The sequence below is a fragment of the Enterobacter sp. RHBSTW-00318 genome (genome assembly GCF_014101375.1).
Taxonomy (GTDB): domain Bacteria; phylum Pseudomonadota; class Gammaproteobacteria; order Enterobacterales; family Enterobacteriaceae; genus Enterobacter; species Enterobacter ludwigii.
On the sequence record NZ_JABXQH010000001.1, the window covers coordinates 3,875,873 to 3,889,532 of the forward strand.

Sequence of the window (13,660 nt, forward strand, 5' to 3'; positions counted from 1 at the left end):
TGCTGTTTAGCGCCGGTTTTTTTTCGCCTTCTTCCCGCTTTCCGACGCGTTATCCAGAACGTATGCAACGCACTGCAACCGCTTAACTTTCCTTGATAAGGGCTCGTAAAACGGTCATCCGTAGCTCGTCAATTCCAGGCCATTTCGCCACACTCCCGGCATGAAAAAAGAGAACGGTTTTACGCTTATCGAAACCCTGGTGGCTATCTCGCTGGTGGTCATTCTCAGCGCCTCCGGGCTATATGGCTGGGACAACTGGCAACGGCAGCAACGGCTCTGGCAAACCGCCGGGCAGGTGCGTGATTACCTGGTCTTTCTGCGTAATGACGCAAACCGGCACAACCGTGACCACCAGGTCACACTGCGACGCGACAGGGGCGTCACCTGTCTGATGAGCGCATTCGTGCAGGGCTGTGATAAGGGCAGTCCGTTTGTATTTATTCCCCTGTGGCCGGAGGTCACGGTAAGTGAAATAACGCCGTTATTTGGCTTCTATGGACTCAGGGATACGGCATGGGCAGGGCGAATACGCCTGCAAAGTCGTGCAGGAGAATGGCTCGTCATTGTCTCGAATGGAGGGCGAATCAGGATGTGCAATGTCACAGGAGAAGGTTCATGTCCCTAAACCAGCAGGGTTTCTCACTGATGGAAGTTCTGATTGCCACGGCGATCAGCAGTCTGTTACTGATAAGCGCCTCGCGCTTTTTACCGGGCTTGCAGCGGGCTGTTTTACAGCAGTCCGGTCAGCGGGAGCTTGAGGAGGAGGTGTGGCAACGCCTTTTTTCCCTCGGCAAACAGCTTCAGCGTGCGGGGTATTGCGCCGGAAACTGTGCGGGGCAGGGACTGACGATCGGCAGGCAAGGTCGCTGTGTCATTGTACGGTGGGATGCAAACAGTAACGGTAACTGGGATAGCTCGTCTTCGGAAAACGACAGCACAGGTTTTCGTCTGGAATCAGGTGCACTGGAGACCCTGCATGGGGCGACCTCGTGTGAGGGTAAGGGATGGGAGAAACTCACTGACCCCAACAGGCTTCTCATCCAGCACTTTGTGGTGAGTCAAGTTGAGCATGCGGGGTTTGCCCCCCAGTTGAATATTGAAATGACCGCCCTTCGTCAGGGCGAGCAGGGGGCGCCCTGTCAGGCTTTTTATGGCGTCACGGGGTACAACCTGTGAACCGGCAGCGCGGAATGTCCTCGCTGGCGCTGGTATTACTTTTACTGGTGTTGGGCACGCTGATCCTCACCGGCCTCAATCAGCAGCTGACCACGTTTAGCGCACTGGTGGGCGGTGAGAGCCGCTCGGTTCAACAGCAGGCATCCGTGCAGTCAGCGCTTGAATGGGGACGCGTTCAGAGCTGGTTATCTGAGCCTGAGATCCAGTGCAAAAAGGTATCGGCGTGGCGAGTTTGTCTGCGGCTACTGAATGAAGCGCGTGTGCTGCTTATCGCCGGGAGTGATGACCTGCTGCTATGGCGCAGAGGCGAAATCATCGACGGCAAGATCCATTTCTCGCCACACGGCTGGAGTGATTTTTGTCCGCTTAAGGAGAGTGTGTTATGCCAGCTGCCGTGAGCAGAGAAAAAGGCTTTAGCATGGTTGAGGTGTTACTGGCGATGATGCTGCTGGTGATGATTGTCACGGCACTGTCGGGTTATCAGCGGGCACTGGCGACGCGGTTCTCCATGTTTAATCAGTATCGTCAGCTCTGGCACCATGCCTGGAATCAGTCTCAGCTTTCAACAATTGCTCTCCCGGCAGGCTGGCAGGTCAGTCGGGGGCAGACAACACTCTCTGGATGTGTCAGCATCACGGTTACACTTATTTCTCCTCTGGGGCGGCGCGGCGAGATGACGCGTCTGCATTGCCCGGTTAGCCAGTAGTCGGGAGCGTCTATGTTAAGGGTCTACCACTCAAATCGTCTGGATGTGCTGGAAGCGCTGATGGAATTTATCGTTGAGCGCGAGCGGCTTGACGATCCTTTTGAGCCAGAAATGGTGCTGGTGCAGAGCACCGGTATGGCGCAGTGGCTGCAGATGTCGCTTTCGCGTAAATTCGGCATTGCCGCAAATATCGATTTCCCGCTGCCCGCAAGTTTTATCTGGGAGATGTTTGTCCGCGTGTTGCCGGATATCCCGGAGCAGAGTGCCTTCAACAAGCAAAGCATGAGCTGGAAGCTGATGGCATTGTTGCCGGACATGCTGCAGCATGATGAATTCGTCATGCTACGCCACTACCTCAATGACGACACCGATAAACGCAAGCTGTTCCAGCTGGCATCGCGCACCGCCGATCTCTATGACCAGTATCTGGTGTATCGCCCGGAATGGCTGACTCGCTGGGAAGCGGGCGAGCGGGTCGACGGGTTACCGGAGGCGCAAGTCTGGCAGGCACCGCTCTGGAAAGCGCTGGTGGAACACACTGAGAAACTCGGCCAGCCGAAGTGGCACCGTGCAAACCTCTACCAGCGGTTTATCTCCATACTGGAAAACAGCGCTGAGCGACCAGCCCGGCTGCCCTCTCGCGTGTTTATCTGCGGCATCTCGGCGCTGCCACCGGTGTATTTGCAGGCGCTGAGTGCGCTGGGTAAACACATCGACATACATATCCTCTTTACCAATCCGTGTCGCCAGTACTGGGGCGACATTCAGGATGAACGCTGGCTTTCGCGGCTGGTGTCTCGCCAGAGACGACGCCTGTTTGAAGAGCGTACCGTGCCACTGTTTAAAGACAGCGCGTCTGCCGCACAGCTATTTGATGAGCACGGCATTCAAAACCTGCCGAACCCGCTGCTTGCCTCTTGGGGAAAGCTGGGCCGTGACTACATTCACATGCTCTCAGACATCACGTCGTCAGGCGAAGGGGATGTGGATGCCTTCGTCGAGATCGCTCCGGATAGCCTGCTGCATAATATCCAGCTCGACATTCTGGATCTCGAAAACCGCGCCGTCATGGGCGTTACGGCAAAAGAATTTGAACGCAGCGACAGTAAGCGCAAGCTGGACGGCGACGATCGCAGCGTCACGATCCACGTTTGCCACAGCCCGCAGCGCGAGGTTGAAGTCCTTCACGATCAACTGCTGGCGATGTTGCAGGACGATCCTGAGCTGACGCCACGTGACATTGTGGTGATGGTGGCGGATATCGACAGTTACAGTCCCTTTATTCAGGCTGTTTTTGGGAGTGCGACGGGTGAACGCTACCTGCCGTACGCCATTTCTGACCGACGGGCCCGCCAGTCTCATCCGGCCTTGCAGGCCTTTATTACTTTGCTTTCATTACCGGATAGCCGGTTTATCTCCGAAGATGTCCTGGCATTACTGGATGTCCCAGTCCTGGCCGCACGTTTCAATATCAATGAAGAGGGGCTGCGTTACCTTCGTCAGTGGGTTAACGAGTCCGGGGTACGCTGGGGCATTGATGATGACAACGTTCAGGCGTTCGAGCTTCCTCCCACCGGCCAGCACACCTGGCGGTTTGGCCTGACGCGTATGCTGCTGGGCTATGCGATGGAAAGCAGCCAGGGCGAGTGGAATGAAGTCCTGCCCTACGATGAGTCCAGCGGGTTGATCGCTGAGCTGGTCGGTCATTTAGCTTCTCTGCTGATGCAACTTAACCGCTGGCGGCTTGAGTTGATGCAGCCGCGTCCGCTGGATGCGTGGCTCCCGGTTTGCAGGGCATTGCTCAATGATTTCTTCCTGCCGGACAGTGATACCGAAGCCGCTATGGCGCTCATTGAAACGCAGTGGCAGGCAATCGTCGAAGAGGGCGTGAGTTCCCACTATAACGAGGCTATCCCGTTGTCATTGCTGCGCGATGAGCTGACGCAACGGCTCGATCAGGAGCGAATTAGCCAGCGTTTCCTGGCAGGCCCAATCAATATTTGCACCCTGATGCCAATGCGTTCTATCCCGTTCAAAGTGGTGTGCCTGCTCGGAATGAATGACGGTATATACCCACGCGCCCTGGCACCACTGGGTTTTGATCTGATGAGTGCGAATCCAAAGCGGGGCGATCGTAGCCGTCGCGACGATGACCGCTATCTCTTCCTTGAGGCGCTCATTTCGGCTCAACGTCAGCTGTATATCAGCTATATCGGCCGTTCTATCCAGGACAACAGCGAGCGCTTTCCTTCTGTTCTGGTGCAGGAACTGGTGGATTATATCGGGCAGAGCCACTATCTGGCGGGGGATGAAGCCCGTAACTGTGATGAAAGTGCGCAGCGAGTGAAAGCGCATATCACCCGCTTCCATAGCCGCATGCCGTTTGACCCGGTGAACTACATGGTCAGCGATCATCAGAGCTATGCCCACGAATGGCTGCCTGCGGCGAAAAAAGAGGGGAGGGCGCATACCGATTTCATTCAGGAGCTTGATCCTCGCCCGATAGACACCCTGACCTTTGAACAGCTTCAGCGGTTTTGGGGGCATCCGGTACGCGCTTTCTTCCAGCAACGGTTGCAGGTCAATTTCCGTTCTGAAGAGAGTGAAATTCCTGATGCAGAGCCGTTTACGCTGGAAGGGCTGGAGCGGTATCAGTTAAACCTGCAGTTGCTGAACGCGCTGGTTGAAGAGGAAGATGCCGACAAGCTTTACCGCCGCTACCGTGCTGCGGGGCAGTTACCCTACGGGGCGTTCGGAGAAATTGTCTGGGAGGCGCAGCGCCAGGAGATGGAAGCTCTGGCAGAACGCGTGAGGGAATGCCGGCAACCCGGAACCAGTATTGAAATCGATCTCAACTGCCAGGGTGTGCAGCTCACGGGCTGGCTAACTCAGGTACAGCCGGATGGGCTCCTGCGCTGGCGTCCTTCCATGCTTAGCGTTTCACAAGGTTTGCAACTCTGGCTCGAACATCTTGTCTACAGTGCTGGCGGCCATAAAGGCGAAAGCCGTATTTTTGTCCGCAAAGAGGGCGAATGGCGCTTTCCGCCGATGGACGCAGAGCAGGCGTTACGTTATTTATCCTTGTACGTTGAAGGCTACCTGCGGGGAATGAATAAACCGCTCCTGCTACTGCCCGAGAGCGGTGGCGCCTGGATAAAAGCTTGTTATGACGCACAGAATGATGCCATGTTAACGGATGACGCTTCACTGCAGAAAGCACGGAGTAAATTCATGCTGGCGTATGAAGGTAACATGATGGTGCGCGGCGAAGGTGAGGATGTCTGGTATCAACGTTTATGGCGAACGCTTGAGCCTGAATACTTCGAGGCTATCACGGAAGAAGCACAACGCTACCTGTTACCGTTGTTCAAATTTAATCAGTCCTGAGTGCTGTATAAAAATTGCGCAGCATGGGGTGTTCATTTATGATGCACTTCTTATCACGGACTGATGTACCCAAAGAAAGAGATGTTGGTGAGTCCAGCACGCAGTTTGTTAATGATGTAGCCGTGATAAAGAGGTCGTAATGCCAGGCAGCACCTTGTTCAAAGCGTTTGTTTTGTTTGTCGCCCTTTGGGCACCTTTCACTCAGGCAGGCTCCGGTTGGCAACCCATTCAGGAAACTATCCGTAAGAGCGAAAAAGATACCCGTCAGTATCAGGCTATTCGCCTTGATAACGGGATGACTGTGCTGCTGGTTTCCGATCCGCAGGCGGTGAAATCCCTGTCGGCACTGGTGGTGCCGGTTGGGTCGCTGGAAGATCCGGAAGCCCACCCTGGGCTTGCACACTATCTGGAACATATGACGCTTATGGGTTCCAAAAAATACCCACAGCCAGATAGCCTGTCCGAATTTCTCAAAATGCATGGCGGCAGCCACAACGCCAGCACGGCGCCGTACCGTACAGCCTTCTATCTCGAAGTTGAGAATGATGCGCTGGGAGGTGCAGTGGATCGTCTGGCGGATTCTATCGCGGCTCCCCTGCTGGATAAAAAATACGCTGACCGCGAACGCAATGCCGTTAATGCTGAACTGACCCTTGCCCGTACGCGAGACGGGATGCGCATGGCGCAGGTGAGTGCAGAAACCATTAACCCGGCGCACCCGGGATCGCGTTTTTCCGGTGGTAACCTGGAGACGCTGAGCGATAAACCGAACAGCCCGGTGCTGGATGCCCTGCATGCCTTTCGCGATAAATACTACTCCGCCAATCTGATGAAAGCGGTCATCTACAGCAACAAACCGTTGCCTGAGCTGGCAAGCATGGCGGCACAGACGTTTGGCCGGGTACCGAATAAAAATATCGACCTGCCGCAGATAAACGTTCCTGTGGTCACGGACGCGCAAAAAGGGATCGTTATCCACTACGTTCCTGCACTGCCGCGTAAAGTGTTACGCGTTGAGTTCCGCATTGATAACAATACGGCGCAGTTTCGCAGCAAAACCGATGAACTGGTCACCTACCTGATTGGCAACCGTAGCCCGGGTACACTTTCTGACTGGCTGCAAAAACAAGGGCTGGTGGAAGGTATTCGTGCCGACTCCGATCCGGTTGTGAACGGCAACAGCGGCGTGCTGGCGATCTCCGCCACCCTGACTGACAAAGGTCTGGCTCACCGTGATGACGTCGTGGCGGCTATTTTCAGCTACCTCTCTTTGCTGCGCGATAAAGGCGTCGATAAACGCTACTTTGATGAACTGGCGCACGTGCTGGATCTCGATTTCCGTTATCCGTCCATTACCCGCGACATGGATTACGTTGAGTGGCTGGCGGATACCATGATCCGTGTGCCGGTGGAACATACCCTCGACGCGGTCAATATTGCCGACCAGTATGACGCCGACGCGGTAAAAGCCCGCCTGGCGATGATGACGCCGCAGAATGCCCGCGTCTGGTATATCAGCCCGAACGAACCGCATAACAAAATGGCCTATTTTGTCGATGCCCCTTACCAGGTGGATAAAATCAGTGACCAGACCTTCGCCGACTGGCAGAAAAAGGCCGGTGAGATCGCGCTTAAATTGCCGGAGCTGAACCCCTACATTCCGGATGATTTCTCGCTGATTAAAACCACGAAAGCCTATCCGCACCCGGAACTTATCGTTGATGAGCCGACGCTGCGTGTGGTGTATACGCCAAGCCGCTATTTCGCGAGTGAACCGAAAGCCGATGTGAGCGTGGTTCTGCGTAACCCAAAAGCAATGAACAGCGCTAAAAATCAGGTGATGTTTGCGCTCAATGACTATCTTGCCGGTATCGCACTCGATCAGCTTAGCAATCAGGCGGCCGTCGGCGGGATAAGCTTCTCGACCAACGCCAATAACGGTCTGATGGTCAATGCTAACGGCTACACCCAGCGTCTGCCGCAGCTGTTCCAGGCGTTACTGGAAGGTTATTTCAGCTATACCCCGACGGAAGAGCAACTTGAGCAGGCCAAATCCTGGTATGCGCAGATGATGGATTCTGCCGAGAAGGGTAAAGCGTATGACCTGGCGCTCATGCCGACGCAAATGCTTTCGCAAATTCCCTATTTCCAGCGCGAAGATCGCCGGGCGCTACTGCCCTCTATCACCTTAAAAGATGTGCTGGCGTATCGTGATGCGCTGAAAACGAACACGCGTCCGGAGTTCCTTATCGTCGGAAACATGAGTGACGTACAGGCCAAAACACTGGCAGAAAATGTCCGTACGCAGCTTGGTTCGAAAGGTGACGAGTGGTGCCGCAACCAGGACGTACTGGTTGAGAAAAAACAGAATGTGATTTTTGAAAAGGCGGGTAACAGCACGGATTCAGCCCTGGCTGCTGTGTTTGTACCCACGGGTTATGATGAATTCACCAGTACCGCGCAGAGTGCGGTGCTGGGGCAGATTATTCAGCCGTGGTTCTACAACCAACTGCGTACAGAAGAGCAGCTTGGTTACGCGGTCTTTGCCTTCTCCATGAACGTGGGTCGCCAGTGGGGGCTGGGCTTCCTGCTGCAAAGCAGTGATAAACAGCCTGCTTATCTCTGGCAACGTTATCAGGCATTCTTCCCACAGGCGGAAGCGAAGCTGCGGGCGATGAAGCCGGAGGAGTTTGCTCAGATTCAGCAGGCCGTCATCGCGCAGGTGATGCAGCCGCCGCAGACGCTGGGTGAAGAAGCATCACAACTGAGCAAAGATTTTGATCGCGGTAATCTGAAATTTGATTCGCGTGATAAAGTAGTGGCCGAGATAAAACAGCTGACGCCGCAGAAGGTTGCTGATTTCTTCCACCAGGCGGTGGTTAAACCGCAGGGAATGGCGATTCTGTCGCAGGTTTCCGGTAGTCAGAACGGGAAAACGGACTACGTTAACCCGAAAGGCTGGACGATCTGGAAGAGCGTCAGCGCGCTGCAGCAATCTATGCCCTGGAGTAAGAAAGAATGACCGATACCGCTGAGCCCCTTAATCCCTTACGTTTACCTCTACAGGGTGAACGATTGATTGAAGCCTCAGCGGGAACGGGAAAAACCTTCACCATTGCCGCGCTCTATCTGCGTCTTCTGTTAGGGCTTGGTGGTAACGCCGCTTTTCCACGTCCGTTAAGCGTGGAAGAGCTGCTGGTGGTCACCTTCACCGAGGCCGCTACCGCTGAGCTGCGCGGTCGTATTCGTGCCAATATTCATGAGCTGCGCATCGCCTGCCTGCGCCAGACCACGGACAACCCTCTCTACGCCAGCCTTCTTGAAGAGATTTCAGATAAGCAACAGGCCGCCCAGTGGCTGCTGTTGGCGGAACGGCAGATGGACGAAGCGTCCGTTTTCACCATTCATGGTTTTTGTCAGCGCATGCTGAGCCTGAATGCTTTTGAATCCGGAATGCTGTTCGAACAGCAGCTCATTGAAGATGAATCTGTGCTTCGCTATCAGGCCTGTGCGGATTTCTGGCGTCGCCACTGTTACCCTTTATCGCGCGATATCGCTGAAGCGGTCCATGCGTTGTGGAAAGGTCCCGAAGAGCTTCTTCGCGCTATCGACCGTTATCTTCAGGGCGAAGCGCCGGTTATCAAATCCCCGCCACCTGCAGACGAAACGCTGGCTTCACGGCATGAAAAGATCGTCGGAAAAATTGCTGCGCTCAAGCAAAAATGGAATGAGTCCGTCGGTGAGATTGAGGCGATCATCGAAAACTCCGGGATCGACAGACGTAAATTTAACCGCGGCAACCAGGGTAAATGGATCGAGAAGATCAGCGCCTGGGCGCAGGAAGAGACGCGCGGTTATCACCTTCCGGACGCACTGGAGAAATTCTCGCAGCGTTTTTTGATTGAGCGGACTAAAGCCGACGGCATTGTGCCTGAGCATCCCCTGTTTGTTGCGATTGAATCGCTGCTCGCTGAGCCACTCACGCTCAATGACCTGATGATCACCCGCGCCATGACGGAAATTCGCGAAGCCGTATCACGTGAGAAACGTCGCCGTGGCGAACTGGGTTTTGACGATATGCTGAGCCGCCTTGATGCGGCGCTGTGCAGTGAAAACGGCGAAGCCCTTGCCTGCGCGATCCGCACCCGCTTCCCGGTAGCCATGATTGACGAATTTCAGGATACGGATCCTCAGCAGTACCGTATTTTCCGCCGCATCTGGCGACAACAGCCCGACACAGCGCTGTTGTTAATCGGCGATCCGAAACAGGCCATTTACGCCTTCCGCGGTGCGGATATTTTCACCTACATGAAGGCCCGCAGTGAGGTAGAGGCGCATTATACGCTGGATACCAACTGGCGCTCTTCCCCGGGCATGGTGCAAAGCGTCAATGCGCTGTTTAGCCGCATGGATACGGCGTTTATGTTCCGTGAGATCCCCTTTCAGCCGGTAAAGTTTGCCGCAAAAAACAGCTCGTTGCGTTTCGAATTCAACGGGGTGACGCAGCCCGCCATGAACTTCTGGCTGCTGGACGGTGAAGGCTGTGGCGTCGCGGACTATCAAAACGCCATGGCTCAGCATTGTGCCGCGCAGATCCGTGACTGGCTCAGCGCTGGTGCGCGTGGCGAGGCGCTGTTGTGGAAGGAAAATGAGTCAGCCCCCGTGAAGGCGTCTGATATCACGGTGCTGGTGCGCAGTCGTCAGGAGGCGTCGCTGATCCGCGATGCGCTTACCCTGCTGAACATCCCGTCCGTGTACCTCTCAAACCGTGACAGCGTTTTTGAAACCCTGGAAGCACAGGAGATGCTGTGGCTGCTTCAGGCCGTGCTGTCCCCGGAGCGCGAAAGTACGCTTCGCAGCGCACTAGCCAGCGCAATGCTCGGTCTGAACGCCCGTGACATTGATGCACTCAATAATGACGAAGCCGCATGGGATGCGGTCGTCGAAGAGTTTGTTCACTACCGTGAACGATGGCAGAAGCGCGGTGTGATGGCGATGGTGCGCGAGCTCATGGCGAAGCGACACCTTGCGGAGAATATGCTCGCGACAGCAGGCGGTGAACGCCGTCTGACCGACATTTTACATATCAGTGAGCTGTTGCAGGAGGCGGGCACGCAGCTTGAAAGCGAACATGCTCTGGTGCGCTGGCTGGCGCAACAGATTGCCGACCCAAACAGCAACGCCTCCAGCCAGCAGATGCGTCTTGAGAGTGATAAACATCTGGTACAGATCGTCACGATTCACAAGTCGAAAGGCCTGGAATATCCGCTGGTCTGGCTGCCGTTTATCGCCAATTACCGCGTGCAGGATCAGGCCTTTTACCACGATCGCGAATCGTTCGACGCGGTGCTCGATCTCAGTAAAGCGGAGTCCAGCGTTGAGCTGGCCGAGGCCGAACGTCTGGCGGAAGATTTACGCCTGCTCTACGTGGCATTGACCCGTTCGGTCTGGCACTGCAGCCTGGGCGTGGCGCCGCTGTTCCGCCGTCGTGGCGACAAGTCTGGGGAGAGCGATTTCCACCTGAGCGCGCTGGGGCGACTCATTCAGCTCGGCGAGCCCAAAGATGCTGCCGGGCTGCGCCAGTGCATCGAGTCGCTGTGCGGCGAGCATGTTGCCCTGCACATTCCGTCGCCACCCGATAACAGCCGCTGGCAGATGCCGGACTGGCGGGAATCTAAACTGGAAGCCCGGCAGATTCTGCGCACCATTGCCGACGACTGGCGCGTTACCAGCTACTCCGGGTTACAGCAGCACGGGCAGAGCATTGCGCAGGATCTGATGCCAAAGCTGGATATTGATGCCGCCGGAGCCGGTAGCGTACCGGTTGAGCCTGCGCTTACGCCGCATCAATTTCCACGCGGCGCGTCACCGGGAACCTTTTTGCATAGCCTGTTTGAAGAGCTGGATTTTACCCAGCCTGTCTCTGACGAATGGGTCCTGAAGATGTTACAGAGTGGGGGCTATGATGCACAATGGCAGCCGGTCCTCACCGAGTGGATCCGCGCTATTCTGCACGCCCCGCTCACGGCAGAGGGCCTCTCTCTCAGCCAGTTGACCGCCAAAGATAAACAGGTGGAGATGGAGTTTTATCTTCCCATCGCCAGCCCGCTGCGGGCTGACGCGCTTGATGCGGTGATCCGCGAGTATGACCCGTTGTCCGCCGGTTGCCCGCCGCTGAACTTCCGCCAGGTGCAGGGGATGTTAAAAGGCTTTATCGACCTGGTTTTCCGTCACGAAGGGCGCTACTACCTGCTGGATTACAAATCAAACTGGCTGGGTGAGAACAGCGAAGCCTACACCCAGCAGGCGATGGCATCCGCCATGCAAATGCATCGCTACGATCTGCAGTACCAGCTCTATACTCTGGCGCTGCATCGTTATCTGCGCCATCGCATTGCTGACTACCGTTACGAAGAGCACTTTGGTGGGGTGATTTACCTTTTCCTGCGCGGTGTGGATGCGGCTGACCCGCGTTCAGGCATCTTTAGCACACGCCCGCATGCGGCACTGATTGAGAAAATGGATAACTTATTTGCAGCAAACACGGAGGAAGTGGCATGACGATGCAGGAATTGTTGCTGGAAGCGGTAGAACAGCGACTACTGCGCCACCTGGACGTACAGTTCGCCATGATGGTGTCAGGTGATGAGCCTGCCGTGATGCTCGCCGCTGCCATCCTGAGTAAAGACGCAGGGGAAGGGCACGTTTGCCTGCCGCTTTCGCGTCTGGCGATGGATGAGAAAATGCCCGCGGCCCTGCAGTCCTGCTTTGCTCTGCTGGGAGAATCCGTGGACTGGCCGACGGTATTGTACCGTTCGCCTGCCGTCAGCGCAGCCGATAGCCAGACCCCCATGATCCTGACGGGCGATCGTTTGTATCTCAACCGACTGTGGCGTAATGAACTGGCGGTCGCGCGTTTTTTCAGCGAGACCAATGCGCCTCTTCCCTGCGATGAAGCCCAACTGCGGCAAACGCTGGATACCTTGTTTACCTCTGTTGAGGCGACAGACTGGCAGAAAGTGGCGGCGGCCGTGGCCTTAACACGGCGGATCTCCGTCATCTCTGGCGGCCCGGGAACCGGTAAAACCACCACCGTGGCCAAACTGCTTGCCGCCCTGATTCAGTTATCGGGTGAGCAAAAGTGCCGTATTCGTCTGGCGGCCCCTACCGGCAAAGCGGCTGCGCGCCTGACCGAGTCGTTAGGTGGTGCGCTGCAGAAGTTGCCACTCACCGGGGAGCAGCTTGCCCTTTTCCCAAACGAAGCCAGCACGCTGCACCGGCTGCTGGGCGCTCAGCCGGGAAGCCAGCGTCTGCGTTATCACGCCGGTAACCCGTTGCACCTGGATGTGCTGGTGGTGGATGAGGCGTCAATGATCGACCTGACGATGATGTCGCGGTTGATTGATGCTCTGCCAGCGCACGCCCGCGTCATTTTCCTTGGCGATCGCGACCAGCTTGCCTCGGTGGAAGCTGGGGCGGTGCTGGGAGATATCTGCACTTATGCAAGCCTGGGATATACCGCTGAACGCGCTGAGGAGCTGTCCCGTCTGACCGGCTGTTCGCTCGCCAGTGAAAACCATTCCCTGGCGGGGGCGCTGCGCGACAGCCTGTGCCTGCTGCAAAAAAGCTACCGTTTCGGCAGCGACTCGGGCATCGGTCAGCTGGCTTCGGCTGTGAACAGAGGCGACCGGCACACGACCTGTGCGGTATTTGACGGTCAATTCACCGATATCGAGAAAAAATCGCTGCAAACCGGGGAAGAGTATCAGGCGATGCTTGATGACGCCCTGCAGGGGTATCAGCATTTTCTGACGGGTGTACAACAGCAATGCACGCCGGCACAGGCGCTCGCCGCCTTTGGCGAGTATCAGCTACTGTGTGCACTGAGGGAAGGGCCATTTGGCGTGAGCGGTCTGAACGACAGGTTCGAACAGCTGCTGGGCCAGAAACGCAAAATCCACCGCACCCCACACTCGCGCTGGTATGAGGGACGCCCGGTGATGATCGCCCGTAACGATAGCGCGCTGGGGTTGTTTAACGGGGATATCGGGATTGCCCTCTATCGTGGACTGGGGCTGCGCGTCTGGTTCCAGATGCCGGATGGAAGCGTGAAGTCCGTTCAGCCCAGTCGTCTGCCTGAACATGAAACGGCCTGGGCAATGACGGTGCATAAGTCTCAGGGCTCCGAGTTCAACCATGCGGCGCTGATCCTGCCGACACAGCTTTCGCCCGTCATTACCCGCGAGCTGATTTATACCGCCATTACGCGCGCGCGTCAGCGCCTGTCGCTGTATGCTGATGAACGTGTGCTGCTACAGGCGATTGCCACCCGCACGGAACGTCGAAGCGGCCTGAGCGCGATATTTGAAGCCCTTTAAGCGATAGCCCCCA

General features: G+C 56.2%; 8 protein-coding genes. All 8 read left to right on the forward strand.

The genetic code is table 11. From position 1 onward, the window contains the following. Positions 1-160: 160 nt before the first annotated feature. The 8 genes from HV157_RS19180 to recD all read left to right on the forward strand — a co-directional run bounded on the left by HV157_RS19180 (position 161) and on the right by recD (position 13,647). Positions 161-625, forward strand: coding sequence for a prepilin peptidase-dependent protein (locus HV157_RS19180; RefSeq protein ID WP_032680368.1), 465 nt, complete (start codon positions 161-163; stop codon positions 623-625). After that, the gene (locus HV157_RS19185) at positions 616-1,176 is read left to right on the forward strand and encodes a prepilin peptidase-dependent protein (protein ID WP_025203343.1); all 561 of its coding nucleotides are present in this window, start codon (positions 616-618) and stop codon (positions 1,174-1,176) included. Before HV157_RS19180 ends, HV157_RS19185 begins: the two co-directional genes overlap by 10 nt. After that, positions 1,173-1,574: a DUF2509 family protein gene (locus HV157_RS19190; RefSeq protein ID WP_182268832.1), complete on the forward strand. Its 402-nt coding sequence runs from the start codon at positions 1,173-1,175 to the stop codon at positions 1,572-1,574. Before HV157_RS19185 ends, HV157_RS19190 begins: the two co-directional genes overlap by 4 nt. Then, the gene (locus HV157_RS19195; RefSeq protein WP_014171443.1) at positions 1,559-1,882 is read left to right on the forward strand and encodes a prepilin-type N-terminal cleavage/methylation domain-containing protein; all 324 of its coding nucleotides are present in this window, start codon (positions 1,559-1,561) and stop codon (positions 1,880-1,882) included. Before HV157_RS19190 ends, HV157_RS19195 begins: the two co-directional genes overlap by 16 nt. Positions 1,883-1,894: 12 nt before the next feature. After that, on the forward strand, positions 1,895-5,269 hold the full coding sequence (gene recC / locus HV157_RS19200) for an exodeoxyribonuclease V subunit gamma (protein WP_182268833.1): 3,375 nt from the start codon (positions 1,895-1,897) through the stop codon (positions 5,267-5,269). A 139-nt stretch (positions 5,270-5,408) separates the two neighbouring features. Further along, positions 5,409-8,291: a pitrilysin gene (ptrA, locus tag HV157_RS19205; RefSeq protein WP_020883783.1), complete on the forward strand. Its 2,883-nt coding sequence runs from the start codon at positions 5,409-5,411 to the stop codon at positions 8,289-8,291. Beyond that, positions 8,288-11,830, forward strand: coding sequence for an exodeoxyribonuclease V subunit beta (recB, locus tag HV157_RS19210; protein ID WP_182268834.1), 3,543 nt, complete (start codon positions 8,288-8,290; stop codon positions 11,828-11,830). The genes ptrA and recB overlap by 4 nt, the downstream gene beginning before the upstream one ends. After that, positions 11,827-13,647, forward strand: a complete 1,821-nt coding sequence (gene recD / locus HV157_RS19215) for an exodeoxyribonuclease V subunit alpha (protein WP_182268835.1) — start codon at positions 11,827-11,829, stop codon at positions 13,645-13,647. Before recB ends, recD begins: the two co-directional genes overlap by 4 nt. Positions 13,648-13,660 lie beyond the last annotated feature (13 nt).